This is a genomic window from uncultured Paraglaciecola sp. (assembly GCF_943787955.1).
Taxonomy (GTDB): domain Bacteria; phylum Pseudomonadota; class Gammaproteobacteria; order Enterobacterales; family Alteromonadaceae; genus Paraglaciecola.
In genome coordinates, this window is the sequence record NZ_CALSOK010000021.1 from 17,119 (window position 1) to 37,139 (window position 20,021).

17 protein-coding genes and 2 pseudogenes are annotated in these 20,021 nt (G+C 39.3%); 6 read left to right on the forward strand and 13 right to left on the reverse strand.

The features are described from left to right. Positions 1-20 precede the first annotated feature (20 nt). Positions 21-335 carry an acyltransferase gene (locus Q0Y52_RS17500; RefSeq protein WP_297823819.1) on the forward strand — a complete coding sequence of 105 codons (315 nt, stop codon included), beginning with the start codon at positions 21-23 and terminating at the stop codon, positions 333-335. Positions 336-995: 660 nt separating this feature from the next. On the opposite strand, the gene wecA (Q0Y52_RS17505) is transcribed toward Q0Y52_RS17500, so the two are convergent. After that, positions 996-2,063, reverse strand: coding sequence for a UDP-N-acetylglucosamine--undecaprenyl-phosphate N-acetylglucosaminephosphotransferase (wecA, locus tag Q0Y52_RS17505; protein WP_297823820.1), 1,068 nt, complete (start codon positions 2,061-2,063; stop codon positions 996-998). 312 nt (positions 2,064-2,375) lie between these two features. Here wecA (Q0Y52_RS17505) and wecA (Q0Y52_RS17510) point away from each other — a divergent pair, with 312 nt between their 5' ends. Together wecA (Q0Y52_RS17510) and Q0Y52_RS17515 are read left to right on the forward strand one after the other, a co-directional pair. Then, positions 2,376-3,434: a UDP-N-acetylglucosamine--undecaprenyl-phosphate N-acetylglucosaminephosphotransferase gene (gene wecA / locus Q0Y52_RS17510; RefSeq protein WP_297823821.1), complete on the forward strand. Its 1,059-nt coding sequence runs from the start codon at positions 2,376-2,378 to the stop codon at positions 3,432-3,434. A 530-nt stretch (positions 3,435-3,964) separates the two neighbouring features. Then, entirely contained in the window at positions 3,965-4,114 is a 150-nt protein-coding gene (locus Q0Y52_RS17515) for a hypothetical protein (protein WP_297823822.1), read from the forward strand. A gap of 211 nt (positions 4,115-4,325) precedes the next feature. Here the strand turns inward: Q0Y52_RS17515 and Q0Y52_RS17520 are convergent. The 3 genes and pseudogenes from Q0Y52_RS17520 to wecB form a co-directional block, all read right to left on the reverse strand. Continuing rightward, positions 4,326-5,425: pseudogene (locus Q0Y52_RS17520) on the reverse strand (IS3 family transposase). 1,007 nt (positions 5,426-6,432) lie between these two features. Continuing rightward, positions 6,433-7,680: a UDP-N-acetyl-D-mannosamine dehydrogenase gene (wecC, locus tag Q0Y52_RS17525; protein WP_297823823.1), complete on the reverse strand. Its 1,248-nt coding sequence runs from the start codon at positions 7,678-7,680 to the stop codon at positions 6,433-6,435. Beyond that, complete coding sequence (gene wecB, locus Q0Y52_RS17530) at positions 7,670-8,812, reverse strand: non-hydrolyzing UDP-N-acetylglucosamine 2-epimerase (RefSeq protein WP_297823824.1); 1,143 nt, start codon at positions 8,810-8,812, stop codon at positions 7,670-7,672. Before wecB ends, wecC begins: the two co-directional genes overlap by 11 nt. Before the next feature lie 225 nt (positions 8,813-9,037). On the opposite strand from wecB, the gene Q0Y52_RS17535 reads away from it, so the two are divergent. Then, the gene (locus tag Q0Y52_RS17535; RefSeq protein ID WP_297823825.1) at positions 9,038-9,172 is read left to right on the forward strand and encodes a hypothetical protein; all 135 of its coding nucleotides are present in this window, start codon (positions 9,038-9,040) and stop codon (positions 9,170-9,172) included. A gap of 124 nt (positions 9,173-9,296) precedes the next feature. Here the strand turns inward: Q0Y52_RS17535 and Q0Y52_RS17540 are convergent. The 5 genes and pseudogenes from Q0Y52_RS17540 to Q0Y52_RS17560 form a co-directional block, all read right to left on the reverse strand. Then, positions 9,297-9,554: pseudogene (locus Q0Y52_RS17540) on the reverse strand (DDE-type integrase/transposase/recombinase); the annotation flags it as partial. A gap of 85 nt (positions 9,555-9,639) precedes the next feature. Beyond that, positions 9,640-11,628, reverse strand: a complete 1,989-nt coding sequence (locus Q0Y52_RS17545; RefSeq protein WP_297823910.1) for a YjbH domain-containing protein — start codon at positions 11,626-11,628, stop codon at positions 9,640-9,642. 128 nt (positions 11,629-11,756) lie between these two features. Continuing rightward, on the reverse strand, positions 11,757-12,500 hold the full coding sequence (locus Q0Y52_RS17550; protein WP_297823826.1) for a capsule biosynthesis GfcC family protein: 744 nt from the start codon (positions 12,498-12,500) through the stop codon (positions 11,757-11,759). Between the two features lie 18 nt (positions 12,501-12,518). Continuing rightward, complete coding sequence (locus Q0Y52_RS17555; RefSeq protein WP_297823828.1) at positions 12,519-13,172, reverse strand: YjbF family lipoprotein; 654 nt, start codon at positions 13,170-13,172, stop codon at positions 12,519-12,521. 111 nt (positions 13,173-13,283) lie between these two features. Beyond that, positions 13,284-13,685, reverse strand: coding sequence for a hypothetical protein (locus Q0Y52_RS17560; protein WP_297823829.1), 402 nt, complete (start codon positions 13,683-13,685; stop codon positions 13,284-13,286). Between the two features lie 352 nt (positions 13,686-14,037). Here Q0Y52_RS17560 and Q0Y52_RS17565 point away from each other — a divergent pair, with 352 nt between their 5' ends. Next, positions 14,038-15,378, forward strand: a complete 1,341-nt coding sequence (locus tag Q0Y52_RS17565; protein WP_297823830.1) for a UDP-glucose/GDP-mannose dehydrogenase family protein — start codon at positions 14,038-14,040, stop codon at positions 15,376-15,378. A 1-nt stretch (position 15,379) separates the two neighbouring features. Continuing rightward, positions 15,380-16,273, forward strand: a complete 894-nt coding sequence (gene galU, locus Q0Y52_RS17570; RefSeq protein WP_297823831.1) for a UTP--glucose-1-phosphate uridylyltransferase GalU — start codon at positions 15,380-15,382, stop codon at positions 16,271-16,273. Positions 16,274-16,323: 50 nt separating this feature from the next. On the opposite strand, the gene Q0Y52_RS17575 is transcribed toward galU, so the two are convergent. The 4 genes from Q0Y52_RS17575 to queF form a co-directional block, all read right to left on the reverse strand. Next, positions 16,324-16,626, reverse strand: a complete 303-nt coding sequence (locus tag Q0Y52_RS17575) for a helix-hairpin-helix domain-containing protein (protein ID WP_297823832.1) — start codon at positions 16,624-16,626, stop codon at positions 16,324-16,326. A 507-nt stretch (positions 16,627-17,133) separates the two neighbouring features. Further along, positions 17,134-17,508 carry a DUF3192 domain-containing protein gene (locus Q0Y52_RS17580; protein ID WP_297823833.1) on the reverse strand — a complete coding sequence of 125 codons (375 nt, stop codon included), beginning with the start codon at positions 17,506-17,508 and terminating at the stop codon, positions 17,134-17,136. A 181-nt stretch (positions 17,509-17,689) separates the two neighbouring features. Next, on the reverse strand, positions 17,690-19,048 hold the full coding sequence (ppnN, locus tag Q0Y52_RS17585; protein ID WP_297823834.1) for a nucleotide 5'-monophosphate nucleosidase PpnN: 1,359 nt from the start codon (positions 19,046-19,048) through the stop codon (positions 17,690-17,692). Between the two features lie 39 nt (positions 19,049-19,087). Next, positions 19,088-19,927 carry an NADPH-dependent 7-cyano-7-deazaguanine reductase QueF gene (gene queF / locus Q0Y52_RS17590; RefSeq protein ID WP_297823835.1) on the reverse strand — a complete coding sequence of 280 codons (840 nt, stop codon included), beginning with the start codon at positions 19,925-19,927 and terminating at the stop codon, positions 19,088-19,090. Between the last annotated feature and the right edge of the window lie 94 nt (positions 19,928-20,021).

Here is a 20,021-nt window from a genome sequence, read left to right on the forward strand (position 1 = left end):
TTTATAATAAGGATGATAGTTTGTTAGGATATAGAGCCGATATTGACGGCTTAAGGGCTATTGCAGTGTTGTCGGTATTGTTTTTTCAAATTGATATTTCACTATTTAGTGGCGGCTTTGTTGGTGTTGATGTTTATTTTACCATATCGGGCTTCTTAATTACCTCCATTTTGCTGAAAGCAAAACAAACGGATAATTTTTCTTTTCGTGGATTTTATGTCCGAAGAGCAATAAGAATATTGCCTGCTTATCTAGTGCTTGTTTTTCTGACCACAATAGCTGGTTTAGTGCTTTTAGCTCCTGTGGCTTATAAGCTATTACTTAAAGCACTATAGCTTCTTCATTATTTGCCTCTAACTTTTATTTTTTATTTACCCTTGGCGGATACTTTTCTGCTGCAGCACATGAATTACCTTTATTGCATACTTGGTCATTGTCGGTAGAAGAAAAATTTTATTTATTTATGCCACTAGCAGTAGTTTTATGGTTCAAAATTGCATGCGAGGCGAAGAGATTGTGGGTTTTGTTTGGAGTGTTTGTATTAAGTGTTTTGGTCAGTATTTTATTGACAGAAATTCATCAAAAACCGCCTACTTTGTGGTTTTTAGTCGGGCATATGAATTTTTAATTGGCTCAATACTATCTGTGCTATTGATGAAATACGGTAAAGCATTAGTACCATCTAAGATGGTTTCGAATTTCGTGTTTTATATCAGTATCATCACAATAATTTCATCGTCAATTTTTATCAATGCTAAATTGGCATTCCCAGGTTATTTGGCCCGGAAGTTTGTCGAGTGTATCAACTGGTTTAGCCTTAGTAAGAAGTATTCCGTGCTGTTGAACCAGTAGGATTGCTGATCCTGATATTTGGCGAGAACAATTTTCCAGGCAAGTCCGGCGGCGCCCGTGGACTGGCCAGACTGGATCTAAGGACAAATAATTTGAATCCGGAAAAAGATGCGGAATGTCGGTTACATAATATCGGCAGTAGACTAAATGATACTTTTGCTTACCGCAATACTATTTCTCTTCATTATTTTATCTTGATAAATCATTAATTGGTTATAAAACAAAAATAAAACTAGAAACAATCCAGCCATTATATTTTCGTTGATATTTTGCAATTCTGAAAATAGCCCTAAGGCACAAAAAGTTGCACTTAGTGCCGAAATTGTTAGCGTTGTTCTAGTGTTGCTATAACCATGGAATAAGAACACATGGTGTATATGATCTCGACTGGCTTTTAAAGGTGAGTTACCTGCCATGATACGCCTATACATCACTGAAAACATATCCATCAAAGGTATGGCGATAAACCATACTGCCGTGATTGGGTTCATCAATGATTGATCTCCCTGGCTTGAATAACTCATCAACCAAATGATTGTTAAGCCAATTAGCATACTTCCAGCATCACCCATAAATACTTTGTATTTATTGCCTTTAAACCTACCAACGTTAAAAAATAGAAATGCCAAGATGGCACCTAAACATATAGTGGGTAGACTGGTATTAAAGGTTGTACTGGAAAAATAAGCCAACAGCCCTATGGCAATAAATGTGTTGATACTTAATGAACCAACCAAGCCATCTAAACCATCCATCATATTAAATGCGTTGATAGCTGTTACCACCGCAAGCATGGTGAAAATAGGGCCGAAAATACCAAGTTCTAAAACGCCTGTGCCGATTAAATCACCGAGATTAGTGATATACAAATTTGCACCAAACACCATAAGTGAAGCGATCAAGAACTGAGCGATTAACCGCAAGCCCGCGTTCAGATCATAAAAATCATCTAGAGTGCCAATAAGAACCATAAAGGATGTTGATATTAGGTAAATTTTATAATTTGTATCAAGGGGAATAAACAAAAAGCTGCTTAATGTCACCGCGACATAAATTGCTAGCCCACCTACTAACGGTATATCGCCTGTGTGCTGCTTTCGAGAGCAAGGACGATCTACTAATCCAACACCAATGGCTAGCGGCCTAAAGGTCATTACACAAAAAAATGATATAATGAATGATGATGTAGCAACTATAACGGTTGTTAACATTCTACTATCCTGTAAAGAAAATCAATGTATAAAACAACGCTATAACAATAATTAAGCATCACTCTAATTGTATCTCGATTTTATGGTAAATTCAGATAATGTTCAAGTTATTGAATGGCATTAGACATTAATCTAGTAAATATTTTATTTCTTTGTTATTCGGCTCAACTCGACTATGACAGTTGTAAATTTTTACAGATTTTGGATGTGATAATTGTTAAAATATTTTGTAAAAGGGTATCAATTTCAGCACGTTAATTTTAAATAAAGTGTCTGAAAATTAGTCACATCCAAAATTTTGATAGGAATTTAATGAATTTATTGTTTTATAGTTATGATGCCGTGTTTTTTGGGGCATTTAGTATTGCTTGTATTACGATTGTAGGACTTAGACCTATCGCATCAATAATAGGTTTAGTTGATAAACCCAATATACGTAAAAAACACCTCGGAGACATTCCTCTTATTGGCGGCATTGCCATTTACTTTACTATTTTGATTGCAACACAACTTTTTTTACCAAAATCGCAGTTGATTAACCTTTATCTGATTTCTTGCTCGTTCATGGTGTTGATAGGTGGGTTGGACGACTTCTATGATGTGAGTGCTAAGGTTCGCTTGGTTGCTCAATTGCTTATCGGATCGATTATGGTGCAAGGGGCAGGATATGCATTATACGACATGGGAAATCTGTTTGGGTTTGGCAATTTATATCTAGGGATATTAGCATTACCCGTGACATTATTGGCAGTTGCGACCGCGATTAATGCCTTTAACATGACAGACGGTATAGATGGCCTAGTTGGCGTATTAGGTGTAATTACCTTTTCAAGTTTATGGGTGCTTTTTTATTGGTCTAACAACGTGAATTTGTTTACTATCTCAGCGATTTTTGTTGCCGCCTTAACCGCGTTTTTACTTTTTAACGTAGGTGGCCTGCGGCGAATATTTGGAAAAATATTCATGGGTGATGCTGGCAGTATGATGATTGGCCTAAGTGTAATCTGGTTGTTAGTGTTAGGTACGCAAAATGGTGAGGTCAGTTTCAGGCCCGTCACGGCATTATGGATTATTGCCATACCTTTGATGGATATGTTTGCAGTGATGCATCGAAGAGTAAAGAAAGGTAAATCGCCTTTGTCTGCCGACCGAGACCATTTACATCATATTTTTATGCGTTTTGGTTTCTCATCAAATAGTGCATTGTTATTTATAGGTAGTCTATCGATAGCGATGGCAGGTTTTGGTTTAGCAGGGGAGTATTATGAGATCCACGAAGGATTAATGATGTTAGTTTTTGTTGTGATTTTTATAGTATACGATTACTCATTCATCCATATCTGGAAGCTTTCTCGCTGGTTTCGAAAGTAAAATAATTATAAATAGCAATCAAGCTCTTATTTGCTCGATTAACTTTTTTGCAAAATCATCTTTAATGCACTTAAAATTTTGTGTCATTTATTTGTTAATAGTCGACCTAACCCCAATGTATAGAGTCCACTACTCTAGCCCAGCTAAAGTGGTGTCTACTAAAGCTAAACAACAATTTCTCTCGATTTAACCAAGAATGTTATTCAAGTTGGCCATATCGACAGGCAGGGTGAGATATTACTCAACAACTCCATGACTGCAGAAAAAATAGAACTGTTTTTAGTGCAAGCTAAGCCTTGTGTTCAGGCCATGGAGGGATGTGGCAGCTTTCACCATTAGGCGCAGTTAACCCAAAAACACGGCCATATCGTGAAAGGGATGTCGCCCAAGCACGTAAAGCCTTTCATCAACAAACAAAAAACCAATGCCAATGATGCTGATGTTATCGCGTCATTTCAGATAAGTATGCCATTGTGCCAGGTGAAAACGGTTGAACAGCAGTCCCTGCAAAGCTTACTAGTGAGCCGTAAATGGTTCGACAAACCATTACCTTATTCGGCAATCAAATGCGGGCATTATGTTATGAACTTGGTGCCACCATAGCCAAAAGCAAAGTCGCTTTACGTCATCGCATCGTGGCATTACTGGATGATGAAAACACGTTAACAACACAAATTTAAGTCGTCGCCGCTGATTCCCCAATGCCAACAGTTAATGAAAATACAAGGGGTTGGCAGTATTGTTGCTGTTGGCTTAGTCAGTAGCTTAGGTGATGCGCGAGGGTTTAAAATGGACGGCATGCATCAGTCTATATTGGCGCCACACCAAAACAGTTTAGTCGTGGAGGGAAAGTCGTCATGCTACATGGTCAACATTTTTCGGACACCCCGGTTAAGCTGCTTTTTCTAATTTAGCCATATTCTGCACATATTGATTTGGGCTTTGATAACCAAGATATGAGTGCAGTCTGCGGCTGTTATAAAACATCGAGATGTAATTCAGGATGTTCTGTTGCGCTTCAAAGCGTGTTTGGTAATTTTGCCATTGCACACGCTCTTGTTTCAGACTTCCAAAGAAACTTTCTGCCACTGCATTATCCCAGCAGTCGCCTTTTCTACTCATGCTGCCTTTGATACCGTGGGCTGATAACAAGTTTCTATACTGATGACCCGCATATTGCGACCCTCAGTCGGTGTGAATAATCAAACCGTCTTTGGGTTTACGCTGCCAAATAGCCACGCGTAACGTATCAACAACCAGTTGCGCTTTCATCCGAGAACTCATGCTCCAACCCACCACTTTGCGCGAATATAAATCAATGACAACGGCTAAGTACAACCAGCCATCGCGTGTCCATATGTAGGTGATATCGCCAACATAAACCTGGTCTGGCGAATCGACATCAAACTGTCGCTTCACCAGATTGTCAAACAACGGTTTGTTGTGATTGCTATCAGTAGTGATTTTATACTTCTTACGGTATTTAACCCACTCATCGGCTTCATTCATCAGTTTACGCGCCTTTTGGCGACTAACTGGGTATAACTTAAACCGTTCAGTGCATGCTTCATTCTGCGGCTGCCATAAACGTTCTCAGCCGCCTTGGCTACTTCCTTAACCAGCTCTATCATCTCACTATGAATTGGGTCAATGTCGTCGTTCATTTTCTTGACCCATCGATAATAACCACTGCGCTTTACTTCCAATAATTGACACATTCTATCAATCGGATAGGTCTTCTTCTTTTTGGCAATAAAGTGGTACTTTATTAGATTTCTTCTGTTCGGGCGTAAGCTTGCTTTTTTACCACGAAAAGCCTGACCATCATTATCTTGTTCATGTTCATGCTCATGCTCTTTTATCCAATGGGTAATTAAATTTGGATTCACTTCTAAACTTCGAGCCGCTTCAGATCTGGTGTATTGTTGGTTAAGTACCAAGCTGATCGCATCTAACTTAAATCCTTTTGAATATTTCTTTCTAGCATTCATAGTCCTCTTCATTTTTGAGTATTATTACTTTATAAGAGTGTCCGAATCAATTAGACCACTTCATGCTGGTCATTAATAAGCATGGGGGTGAGAAAGCATTACGCCCAGTCCTTTATCAATGCGCAATGTCCGCTGTCTCACGATTGCCAGACGTTGCTCAAACGTATAAGCAACAATGGCTCATTGAGCTTGTGAGGCGAGCGGGCTTAAAACGAGCTTGTGCTGCGTTGATTAACAAAAATATCAGTGATTAAATCTACTCCTCCCTTGGTATCCCCAATAACACCGCTAGCGTTTATTTATCATGGTGTAACACTGAGTGTGACTCAGCTAGATGAATTAAAATGGCTTACAGATGTTATGAAGGCATTAGCATCATGAAACTGTTTTCAAAACCTAATGATATTTATCTGCATAGTGGATTTGTAGACCTCAGAAAGTCAATCAACAGTCTGCTTGTTATGATTGAATATGAACTAGAATTATCCCCATTTAACGACTGAAACGGCAAAATCCAATGGCCTAAGCCTTATAACTACATCACCTTTCTGCTTGAGCAATTTAGTCATCCCGAGCGGGACGTCGAGTGACTGCTTTGTAGAATGTTAACTTAGGTGAGCGTCTTTTAATAGACGCTCACCCTAGAAGTAGTTGAGTCAGAAGTATAAACATTTTTTTAATTATAATGTTGTGCACGATTTGCTTATTAGTCCTGCCGATTCTGAGGATTCATTTATAGCGTTGTTAGGCAGTGTATTGATAATAATCAATACACTGCCTAATTATCTCAAAAGGCTGAGAGTTATATGCAACTTACAGAACAAATGTGGTCACAATTCACCAGAACTAATTAGCGGAGAGAATATAATGTAATGAGGCTATTACTAAAGTAGATGCTGGTTGGTTTTATTCACCTTTTCCATGTTTATGCCATTATAACCACGTCTTTTAAAAAAAATCGCGTTAAATTAAAACTGATTTTGCGCATTTACCTGCACAAATATTTATTAAAAATGTCTAAATATACCTCGTGTATCCATTATAACTTTAGTGTTGATATCGTTGTGTGTAAGTGTTTTGAAAGGCTTGTGATCCACTAAGACAACCAGAATATTGGCCTCTTCGAGGGCTTTTTTGAGTGAGACTAGCTCTATACCTGCTTCTTGTAGTTTTGGAGGTAAATGACTTATATTAGGCTCTACTGCGAGTATTTTACCCTGGTTGCTTTGTGCTAATTTTAAAACGATATCCACCGCTGGACTTTCCCGTAAGTCATCAATGTCTGCTTTAAAAGCTAAACCTAAACAAGCAATCACAGGCTTTTTAAACTGAACGGCAGCATCAACGACCTGCTTGACCACATAGTTGGGTTTAGCATCATTAATTTCTCTGGCGTGACGTATTAATATCGCTTCTTCTGGAGCTGAATCAACGATAAACCAAGGATCGACGGCTATGCAGTGCCCACCCACACCAGGACCTGGATTAAGAATGTTGACCCGAGGATGGCGATTAGCTAATGCTATTAGCTCCCACACATTGATTTGTAACTTGTCACATATAATCGACAGCTCATTTGCAAAGGCAATATTCACATCGCGAAAGGAGTTTTCGGTTAATTTTGCCATCTCTGCAGTGCGGCTATTGGTGGTATAACACTCGCCTCTGACAAAGGTTTTGTACAATTTAATGGCCAGATCACTGCACTTTTTGCTCATTCCTCCTACAATGCGGTCATTTGAGACTAGCTCTTCTAATACATGCCCTGGAAGCACTCTTTCTGGGCAGTGGGCAATGTGTATATCTGCATTTTCTGCTGCTGTCTGCGGGAAACTCAAATCTGGCCGTAAGACTTGTAACCATGCAGATAATTTTTCTGTTGCCCCTACGGGAGAAGTAGATTCAAGTATGACCAAGTTGCCTTTTTCCAAAGCAGGGGCAATAATTTTAGCGGCGCTGTGAATATAACTTAAATCAGGTTTGTGGCCTTCTTTAAAGGGTGTAGGTACCGCGATGATAAATGCTTGCGCGGGCTCTGCTAGAAGCGTAGCTCGCAATTTACCTATATTTACCGTCGCTTGAACTAGCATGTCCAAGTCAGGTTCTACAATATGTACTTCGCCCCGATTAATGGTATCAATGACTCTTTTTGATACATCGACTCCAATTACTTCTATGCCACGTGATGCAATAACGGCTGCCGTTGGTAAACCAATATAACCTAATCCCACTACACAAATTTTTTCAAACGTCATTAACTTCATCCCTGCTTATTAATATATTGGTAATTCTTGAACATGTCTTTCCGTCACCATAAGGGTTATGGGCAAATGACATGTCTTTGTATGCTTGCGTATCGTTTAATAACTGATTCGTTTCATCAACAATTTTTTGCAGATCAGTGCCTACTAGTTTCACCGTTCCTGCTGCTACTGCTTCGGGTCGTTCAGTGGTATCTCGCATAACCAGTACAGGTTTACCTAGCGAGGGAGCTTCTTCTTGCACCCCACCCGAATCGGTTAAGATAAGATAGGATTGACTCATTAAATAAACAAAAGGTAGGTAATCCAAGGGCGCAATTAGATGAATGTTACTGACGTCTTTGAGGATACGGTCGACAGGCCCTTTTACGTTCGGATTAAGGTGCACAGGGTATATTATTTGTACGTCATCCCTTTGCGCTAATATTTTTAAGGCTTCGCATATTCGCTCGAATCCACCGCCAAAACTCTCTCGTCTGTGGCCTGTCACTAGGATGATTTTTTTAGTCGAGTCAATAAAGTCAAAACGTTGCTGCATCGAATCTTTAAGGGCCTGATCATGGTCTATGATGTTAACTACCTGTAATAGGGCATCAATAACAGTGTTACCCGTCACAAATATTTTTTCATCAGGCACATTTTCTGCCAGTAAGTTCTGTCGGGACTTTTCTGTTGGCGTAAAGTGGATGTCAGCCAAAGCCCCAGTCAGTTTACGATTAGCTTCTTCTGGCCAGGGACTATAAATATCACCTGTGCGCAACCCCGCTTCAACATGGCCAACAGGAATTTTTTGATAAAATGCGGCTAATGCGGTGCTAAAAGTAGTGGTGGTATCTCCATGTACTAACACCAAATCTGGCTTTGCTTGGTATATCACGCCCTTTATACCTAGTAACACACGACTGGTTATATCGTATAAATCCTGCCCAGCTTGCATTAAATTTAAATCATATTGTGGTGTGATTTGAAACAAATTTAGCACCTGATCTAACATTTCACGATGCTGTGCCGTGACACATATCTCTACTTCTAACTTGGGGTTTTTCATCAGCTCTAATGCTAAAGGCGCCATTTTTATCGCTTCTGGGCGAGTGCCAAACACGAGCAGTATTTTTTTGAATTTCACTTTTTTCAAGACCCTTGAAATGATGGATGTAAAGATTGATGTCAATAAGTAACGTTATAAAGTCTTTAAATATGCTTTTAAAGCATAAGATTATGCCATTAACAGTTGTAGTTATAAAGAAAAACCTGCTTTAAGGAGGATGATGCAAGCGTCAAGCAAAGGCTGTCTTTTAGATATCAACCTAGTATTTCAGAATGATATCTTTGATAATTAATCAAGAATATTATGCGACAACAACGCCAAACATCAGATAAGTGCGAAAACAAGGTTGCTGCTCAACAAGTCAGTGGTTTAAAAGCGTATGAATATTGTACGAAACACAATATTCATGCTCAAACCTTTATGCACGTAGAAGTGTAACAAATAAAAAGGCAGTTAAGACAACCAGCAAGTTGGTTAAAGTCCTTAAGTCCCAGTCATAATTAGTGACGTGGTCAGCATTTTTCAGGCTTACGAAGGAGCTTTCTGCCACAACATTGTCTCAGCAATCGCCTTTGCTACTCATACTGCCTTTGATACAGTGGGCCGATAGCCCGTTTCTATATTGATGACTCGCATATTACGAGCCTCGTTCAGTATGCATAATCAAACCCGCTTTAGGTTTACGCTACCAAATAGCCCTTCTTAACGGATTAATAACTAATTGTGCTTGCATGCGTTAACTCATGCTCCAACCCACTACTTTTCGCGAATACATATCAATCACAACAGCCAATTATAACCAGACCTCACGCCTCCATAGGTATGCTCGGATTTAACTCATTATTACCGTTTTAGTCTAGGCTCCATCCACATTATGTTTAATCAAGTGGAAGTTACAATTATTGTTAAAAATGTGAACGTTCTTCTGTTACATTGTAAAGTGAAATTGGGCGAGCTAGTGCCTGTCCACCATCTCTTGCTATGGGTATCCAAGGTAATCGACCTGCGCCTTTAGCTGGCTTGAGCGAGAATAAGTCAAAAGGAATAGATAAGTAAAAACCTTTGGTAAAACTACCTTCGCCATATTCTTCTGCACTGACGTCAGTAAAAGCTGCATATGCGCCTACAACAACGCCACTGTCAAATCGTTTAGCAAAGTCTACAGTTACCCCTTTGTCTTTGGCTAAATATTGACCAATATTTAATGTCAATAAAGTGCCAGCTAAAAATTGTGGCTGCCAATATATATTTGCGTGTCCGGTTAGTACCTTATAATCGAAAAAATCAAAGTCATTTTCGTATGACCGCTGTTGTACGTAATTCAAATCAAAACCAAAAGTCAGATTACTATCCACTGGACGATAGAGTAGTTCAGCACCAACCCCACCAAACATCGTCTCTAAATATCCACCATAAACTTGGGCATATAAATTAGGAGTAATACGATCGTTCCAGTGTAAGAACAAGTTTTCCATGGTTACCTCACGGTTTGATACATACTCTCTTGCACGGGTTCTAACTCTTGGTAAGGTGCTTAGTGCACCGTCTGTAGTGAAGTTGAATTTATCGAAATTTTCAAATAAATTGACTTTAATCGTACCTGCGATACTGCTTTTACCATTAAAGCTATACCCCCCAATTACTAAGACACCAGCTTGATATAAATAAAAGTCTTCTGGGTTACCAAATGTCTGGATCCAAAAGGCTTCGATACCGCTGAAAAAACCAGCCGTAAATAATGGATCGTAGTTAATAATGGATTCTTCACTAACAGATTGTCGCTGGTATGAACTAGCTAAGTTGGGTTCTAAAGACTGGTATTTGGCTTGCATCTTAAACATGTCAGCGTCAATGACTGTCTCCACTAAAGGAATAGATCCTAATGTATTAACAATTCGATATTCTTTTACGGATTCTGGCAGCTCATAGGCCATAATACGCCCCATCCTTTCAATTGCTTCATCATTATCGCGGTAGCTGGTCTGTTGGCCAAACACTGTTAGCGAGTCTGATGTGAAATTCGAGTCGTCAAGTGCAAAACCTGCTTGATAGTAAAGGTCTTTTATTAGTCTATTACGGTTTACCTGTTCGATAGGAAAATCGTTGGTTTTGGCTTTAAGTTGACGGGGTGGGTTGTCAATTTTAACCTGCCGGATAGTATGCAAGTTAAAATTATAATTGACTCCAAAACCTATAGTATTACCTCGCTGGTAGTTGACACTGAAGTCAAAATCATTCCAAGTGTACGCTGCGCCAATATTCCAATTACTATCTTGATCTAGCGAACCTGCGCGGTCATCAATATAGTTGTTACCTTCGTATTCAAATTTTAAACGCAAGGGCGCCCAGGGGGTTTGATATTCTACCCCCCCAAATATTGAGGCTGGTCCTTTGAAAAATCGTTGATAATCAATTTTACCACCACGGCCGTTAAATCCATCTGGACGCTCGCAAAACTTTTGGTTTATATCACAAAATGGATTGGCCGTATTTCCTGAGGTACCTATGTAGCCCCAACCCATGTTGATGTGAATGTCAAAATCACCTACATGTTTACTTAAGCCGATAAATTCACTTTCAAAAAAGCCTGTTCCACCAAAATCTCTAAAGCCAAGTGACAGCTCTGGTAGATAATGACTTTCTTTTAATAAACGAAACTTGGCATCTATGCCTTTATCTTTGAGTGTTTGGTTTCCACTAAAGCCTGGGAATTTGCTATACAAGCGTGTGCGCGCATCAGTGTAGCGCAAAGTTGATTGCAACCAAGGGAATAGTTGTATCGTTGCGGACCAAAATCGGTACTCGTTGTTATCGGTATAACTCACACGTAAATCGCCATCTGCTAACATGCGTGATGTGGGAGTTTGGATCAATCCAGTTCCACCGTGGACCATCAAAGAACTGCCCACAGGTGAAAGGTTCCATGCTTCGCTGGTTTCTTGTGCTTGCAAATAAGAACAAAGCACCAATGAAATTATAAAGAATAGGTATAATTTCATTGGATTATTGTTTATCTTAAATTTCATTGCTGCAGCCTATTTAGTGCTAATGACATTATTTGTTGATTGATAATGGCGAACTCTGGTTGAAGTAACGACTGACTAAAGGGAATAAATAGTTGGCTGCCAGGCATAGCTTCTTGATGAGCTTTATTCCAATAAGCAATGGGTGTTTTTATTGTGCGGCCATCAGCCTGAATTAGTATTAAAAAGTCTCTATTAGCCAAATCAGATCTGATTTGATCCGGTAAATACATACTGACATCGGCATTGTCAAGATGAGTTACTTCAGTTGTTTTCTTAATAGCACCAAACAACTGTAAAGTATTCTTTCGTTCCGTCAGCTCTAATATAAATTTACCATGAGGAAGTTGGGGATTTGCTGCAGCAACAATTCGAGCTAAATCGTAATCTATAGCAATAGGTAATCTTCGAGCTAAACACCAACTAGATATAGTAATTTTTAGCTGTTTTATGGATAGTGCTAGGTTTGGCTTTTCTGATTGGTAGCGATTGAAAAGTGTCGAAAGATTGTTAAGTAACAACTGACGTGTTTTTTCTAATTGACTCCCATCTTCTTCAAACAAGACTGCACCTGGCCAATACCAGTCTCGTTGATTCGCTATGGGAGCTAAAATTTCAATTAAGCGAGGCTCGTGTGAAAATATGTACTGCTCTTTACCTACAGCCACAGTTACTGAAGCCATTACAGTATTTAATGTAAGGTTGCTTAATAGCAATAAACACATCAAAACGGGTTTTTTCATTATTGTTTTATCCGATGACTATTGATTCAGTCGTGCAATTCGACTTAGGTAAGTTATTTCTAGGGGTTCAGAAAGAGGTGAAATCTTTTGTATACTTTTTACCAGCTCACCTCTTTTTGTGTACCAGAAAAAATTTTGCCATATTTGATTGAATCGGAGATAGTTTGCAGGGGCCTTATAACTCAACGTTTCTACATATAAAATTGCTTCTACATTGAGGCTTAGGGCTTGTATTGTAACGGGCGATACTTGGCTAAATGTCGATTCTACGGGGTAGCCATATTCATCACCTGTCAAATCTACTCTGCGTAGCCATATTTGCTGCTTATCGGTTGAGTGATTGGGAAGTGACTTTAGAGGATCAAAATCGGTGTTTGATAAATGCAGTAGGTTTTTATTTAAGCCTAATGTGCGTTTTATGCGGCCTTTATCCATAATAAGCATTGTGTTGTCACTTGATACCCACTTATGGTGATTGTTTTCTAGGTAAGCTAATGCCAAAATGGCGACTGGTCGCTTCCCGCGTTTCACCGAAATAACGTCAATATCTGATTTTTGCACCTGATCCAATGTTAAGTCAGTTTCTTTTTGAGTAGAGAAAGCGATTTTTAATGTCTGATAATATGCTTTGTAAGTGCCGCTGCAACTGCTCGTTAATATTGTAATTAACACACAAGTCAGGAATGTTTTCACGTTTATGATGGGTTATATATCCGGATTAATGGTGACTAAAAACAATAATAAAAAAGCCGCCTTGAGGCGGCTATCTAAAAAACTTAACTATTAAAGTGTTGTTGTAGCTGTAACTGTTACAGGGGGCGCAATTGTATTAGTAACTGCATTCGTAACTGTGTTTGTTACAGTTGTTGTAACAGTAGTAGTTGTTGTAACTGGAACACAAACACCGTCTATTAACTCTTCGCCAGCACCACACTCTGGACCAGGACCAGGACCAGGACCAGGACCAGGACCAGGAGGCTCAACAATAATTACTGGTGCACTTCCACGGTTGTTAGCAACCACTGCACCCACTATGCCAAGTCCAACTGCAGCAGCAACAACCTTCTTTCCATTTAAATAACCAAATGCAGAATCAGACGCATCATCGCCGCCAGGATTTTCCTTAGCAGACACATTACCTGCTAGACATAAAGCTGCTGTCGCAACAATAATAATTTTTTTCATAACGATTCCCTCAGATAAAATTTAAATGTTTTTTGTATTCTAGTTCAATAATTTTCCAACCTCAATAATTATTAATGGAATGGTTGATAAATTAATGGACTATTTTATGTGCTTTTTCAAAAGGCCTTATTCATAATCATACTTATTAATGCCACCTAAAGGATAACTTAACGATTATTACCATAGATAAGGTGATGTTATCAATGGTTGCTTTGCTCAATTAAATCTCATCATTGAAAATCTAATTAAAACAGATGTTGCGTTTAGATTCTGTTTTTGCTGTCATTGGGCATTTTTCATTATAAACTTAGTTATTATATGTTTGAATTTTTGGTCAAAGGATTTTAATTAGATGAAAGTAACAGTATTTGGAATTGGCTATGTAGGTTTAGTGCAAGCTGCCGTAATGGCTGAGGTGGGTCATGATGTGGTGTGTATTGACATTGATCAGAATAAAGTCGACCAATTAAAGGAAGGGAACGTCCCTATTTTTGAGCCAGGTTTAACACCTCTGGTTAAGTCTAATTACGACGCTGGAAGGGTAGACTTCACTACCGATGCTGCTCGTGGAGTCGCGCATGGGGAGGTGATTTTTATTGCAGTAGGAACGCCTCCTGATGAGGACGGTTCAGCTGATCTTAAATATGTATTAGCAGTAGCAGAGACAATAGCTACACATATGGCATCCCATAAGGTTGTGATTAATAAGTCCACTGTGCCTGTCGGTACGGCAGATAAAGTGAAAGCTAAGATTGCCAATACTTTATCTGATGCGAGTAAATCTGTGACGTTTGATGTGGTGTCTAATCCTGAGTTTTTAAAAGAAGGAGCGGCAGTGAATGACTGCATGCGTCCTGACCGTATCATTTTAGGGACTGACAGCGAGTCAGCAGAGAAGACACTCCGAGAATTGTACTCACCTTTTAACCGTAACCACGACAAAATCATTGTAATGGACATTCGTAGTGCCGAGCTAACTAAGTATGCGGCAAATTGTATGTTGGCCACCAAAATTAGTTTTATGAATGAGATGTCTAACCTTGCGGAAGTCTTTGGTGCGGATATTGAAAATGTGCGCCGTGGCATAGGGTCAGACCCACGCATTGGTTATCAGTTTATTTATCCGGGTTGTGGTTATGGCGGCTCTTGTTTCCCCAAAGATGTGCAAGCGCTTGCAAGAAGTGCAACGGCTGCAGGTTATACCGCTCGAGTCTTGGAAGCTGTCGAAGCCGTTAACTATGCGCAAAAAGAAAAATTATTTGAATATATTTCTCAACATTTTTCTGGTGATTTGAAAGGCAAGAAAGTGGCATTGTGGGGGTTATCATTTAAACCTAACACTGATGATATGCGTGAAGCTTCGAGCCGTGTTCTTATGGAAAAATTATGGGCAGCAGGCGCCACTGTCAAAGCTTATGATCCTGAGGCTATGGAAGAAACCCAGCGTATTTATGGTAGTCGTGATGATCTGGCGTTGATGGGAACGAAAGAAGCAGCATTAGAAGGTTCAGACTTTTTAGTAATATGTACTGAATGGCAAGCTTTCAGAGCCCCAGATTTTGAGTTAATAAAGCAATCGCTATCTATGCCATTGCTGTTTGATGGGCGTAATTTGTTTGAGCCTACATTAATGATGGAATATGGATTGCGTTACTACGGAATTGGTCGTGGTTTATCAGTAAAGGAACACTAATATGAGTCAAGTTAAAAAAGCAGTTATCCCAGTAGCGGGATTGGGAACAAGAATGTTGCCAGCCACTAAGGCCATTCCTAAAGAAATGTTGCCTGTGGTGGATAAGCCACTCATACAATACGTGGTAGCCGAGTGTGTTGCAGCGGGGATAAAAGAAATTATATTGGTCACCCATGCCAGTAAAAATAGTATTGAAAATCATTTTGATACCAGTTTTGAGCTCGAAGCCACCTTGGAGAAAAGGGTTAAACGTCAATTGCTAGAGGCTGTACAAGCTATTTGCCCTAAGGACGTAACCATCATGCATGTGCGCCAAGGTGTAGCAAAAGGCTTAGGCCACGCTGTGCTTTGTGCGCGTCCTATGATAGGTGATGCTCCCTTTGCAGTGGTGCTTCCTGATGTCATTATCGATGAATACACCAGTAACCTTAAAAAAGACAATTTGGCGGATATGGTCGCTAAATTTAATACCAGCCGTGTTAGCCAGATCATGGTTGAGCAAGTCCCTCAAGAAGATGTGAGTAAATATGGCATAGTCGATTTAGAAGGCTTGGAGTTAACACAAGGCGAGTCGGGTAAAATCCACGATATGGTCGAAAAACCTGACTTAGCAGATGCTCCGTCTGATTTAGCGGTAGTCGGGCGTTATGTTTTATCTGGACATATTTGGGATATGCTGGAATTCACTCCTCCGGGGGCTGGTGATGAAGTGCAGTTGACTGATGCAATATCCTCTTTGATGAAAACAGAACAGGTTGATGCTTATTACATGAAAGGTAGAAGCCATGATTGTGGTAGCAAATTAGGGTATATGACTGCGAATGTGGAGTATGCTTTGCGTCATCCTGAATTGGGTACAGAATTTAAGGCATTTCTTAAAGACTTAACACTTTAGTATTTAGGCTGCTCATATGAATAATGAGCAGCCTAAATTTTCACTTATATCTAACCTGCTGTTACTTGTTCTTTTAACTTCTCAAGCATTTTTTCACCTACACCTTTTACGTTCATTAGATCTTCTACCGATTTAAACTTACCGTTTTTTGTGCGGTATTCGATAATAGCGGCTGCTTTTTTCTTCCCAACACCTGGCAAAGAAACTAATTGTTCTAAAGACGCTGTATTGACATTGACCTTAGTCATATGCTTTTGACTAACGTTACTTTTTGCCGTATCAGCAATGGCTAAATTGGACGACATCGTCAAAAATACGCTCGAAAGTAATAGTATAAAAATGAGTTTTTTCATAAATAGTTCCCTCTTGTTAATTCCTTTTTGATGCGAATGCATCAGAATAAACATAGTAGAAACAGATTAGTTCGTAAAGTAATCAGCTAATGTCCAGTAAACGAGCCTGTGCTTGGCTCAAGTAACCCTGCCTTGACGTAGAATGTTGATCCATTGCAGCGCGCAGTTTCTGACAGTAACTTCCGTAGGTTAGGAATAAACTTATGCTAAGTAAAAAGTGAAATTAGCGGGGATACTCAATGAGCCACACATTAACTGAATTGTGAACGGCGGATAAAACTTCTTTCTTACAGCTAACAAATAGGTAAACACAACCGAATTGAGCGCGAGATTGATGACAATTGGTCATTGGAGTTTATACAACTTGGCTGCACCATAATAATTTTTTGCAAAAGTGGTGTGATGCTTTCAGTAAATTTCTGTCTAGAGATGTACATCGATAAATTTTGAGCAACTTTGTCAGTGTAACATTGTGTTGCTTAATTATTTCTGATGGTAGAGTGCTTTTTAGCCATCAACATAGGATTGATAGGCACTATCTCCCCAAGCAATCAGCTCGTTGTTCTCAAAAAGTAGTGCAGTACATTCGTCTTCTGTCGTTATCCCATCGGCTTGTTTGTGCTGAGTGCGATAAAACATCACTTGTAGCTCATTATTATCTTTCCGCTTAGCTTCAGTTATATCTGGGCTACCTAACAACTCTAAAACTTGTTTTTTTTGAAGGCCTAATTCAAGCTTAGATATCTGGATCTTGTTATATTCTTCGCGGTCTTTCCAGTCCATATCTTTTGGGGTATCTGGATAAAACATAATAACCGCCATAACAAAAGCGGCATACAGACCTACACCGATACCAATTCTCTTAACCACTGTTTTATTCATGTGCTTCTTTCTTATCTACGCCCAATCTAATCATATAAAAATTGTTGATCAATTGCAGCGAGTTGAACGTGAATTTTCGTTAACCTAGCGTGATATTACTTCTACGTTTGTTTATGCTTGTTTGATGGATACTTTGAGTCCCTGACCTCAGTAATTTGGCTGTTTGGTCTCTATTTTTTCACTATTCAGTTATTTGATAGCAAGGGACATATTTGCTTCCAGGTAGTTTCATTCTTTGTTGTTCAACAAAAGATTCTAACAAGTCGTCCATCATCTTCATCAATTTGGGCTCTCCTTTAAGTTGAAAGGGACCATGTTCTTTTATCAAAGCCATTCCCTCTGACTTTACATTGCCTGCGACTATTCCAGAGAAAACTTGTCTTAACGCTGCAGCAAGTTCGGTTTTAGGTTGGTTAAAATGTAAGTTGAGTTCTGCCATGCTGCTATGATTTGGAATAAAAGGACTCTGAAACTCCGCAGCAATTTTTAGTGACCAATTAAAATCATATGAATCGCCAGTTTGTTTGCGGTAATCCCTGACTAAACTATTTTTATGCTTAATAATCTGCGCTACTTTTGCCGCGTCGCCTACGACTATTTCATATAGCTTTTGTGCTTCAGATCCCAATGCTTCACCTATAAAATGGTCAATGGATTCAAAGTAAGCTTTACTTTGCTCAGGCCCAGTGAGAATGATAGGTAATACTTGTTCTTTGTTTTTGTCATCCAACATGATACCAATTAGGTAAAGCAGCTCTTCTGCCGTGCCTGCTCCTCCCGGAAAGATAACGATTGCATGGGATAAACGAATAAAAGCTTCTAAGCGTTTTTCGATATCTGGCATTATTACTAGTTCATTAACGATTGCATTAGGTGGTTCGGCGGCTATGATCCCTGGCTCTGTTAAGCCTAAGTAACGGCCATTTTTGTAACGTTGTTTGGCATGACCTATGGTGGCACCTTTCATTGGCCCTTTCATGGCTCCTGGACCACAGCCAGTACAAATGTTGAGTTTTCGCAAGCCTAGCTGATAGCCTACTTCTTTCGTGTATTGATATTCTACAGTTCCAATCGAATGTCCACCCCAACATATCACCATGTTTAATTCTGCAGTATTTTTGATAGTTTGCGCATGGCGCAACATATCAAATACAGTATGTGTAATGTAATCAGAATCTGTTATCACCCGTAGCGCCTGATCTGAATACTTTGCGCCCATATGCAATAAATCACGCAGCACACAAAAGATGTGTTCATGCACACCTTCTATTAACTCTCCATCCACAAAAGCATGAGCTGGTGGGTTTACCAACTCTACTTTCACTCCTCTTTCTCGGCTAATCAAATTGACGGAAAAGTTGTGGTGAGGAGCGAATATATTTTCACAATCATCTATTTCAGCACCACTATACAAAACAGCTAAACAGCAGTTGCGAAACAGTTTGTATAAGTCACTATCTGAAGACTCGCTAAGCAAGTTAACTTCCATATGAGATAGTTGGCTCATAGCCCCTATAGGATTGAGTTGAATCTTATGCATAATCACCTGAATTTAGTTGTTTTGGTGCATATAGGCTCTTTATTGTCTTGCCAGCCTTACTTCTGGGTATATTTTTTCGAAATTACTTCTAAACGGATTGATATCGAGCCCCCCACGCCGGGTATATCTTGCGTAGACGCTTAACTTTTTAGGTTTACAATGAGTCATGATGTCACAAAATATACGCTCTACACATTGTTCATGAAATTCATTATGTTGTCTAAATGAAATAAGGTAACGTAATAATCCTTCGTGGTTTATTTGTTGACCTTGGTAACGAATGAAAACACTTCCCCAATCAGGTTGATTGGTTATCAGACAATTTGACTTAAGCAAATCACTCGTCAAAGTTTCTTCAATCTGTTTACCGGCGGCGATTAAATTAGATGGATTAAGTTGATAGTTCTTCACTTCTATATCTAAATCGTCGATAGATACCGCATCAAGGCTAGAAATTTGCATTTGGGAAAATGCTGCTGGTTTAAAGAGTTCGATTTGAACCTTTTCCCCCGCGCATTGAGATAAGTCTTTCGTTAAGGCTTCAGCGACTAGACTTATAGAGTCAAAATGGCTTTGATTAAAGCTATTTAAGTACAATTTAAATGATTTTGACTCAATTAAATTTGGTGAATACACTGGTACTTCACAGCGCATAATAGCTACTTGAGGTTTACCTTTCGAATTTAACCAAGATAATTCGTAGCCATTCCATCGATCAGTGCCATAAAATGGCAATTCAGCCGTTAAATTTAGCTCCACCCTATTCATGCTTCTAGGAACTGCTTGCAACAAGTCTGGCGAGTATATTTCTCTGTACTCGGTCGCTTTGCCTAAACTTAATCCGACAAGCGTCGTTTGTTTATCAATTATTTCGCTCACATTCACTCTTTATTGTTATGTTCACTTTGTGCCGATAAGTCTACCTCATGACTGCTTTGGTCAAAACCTTGAGATATCATTTTTTCAAAATGAT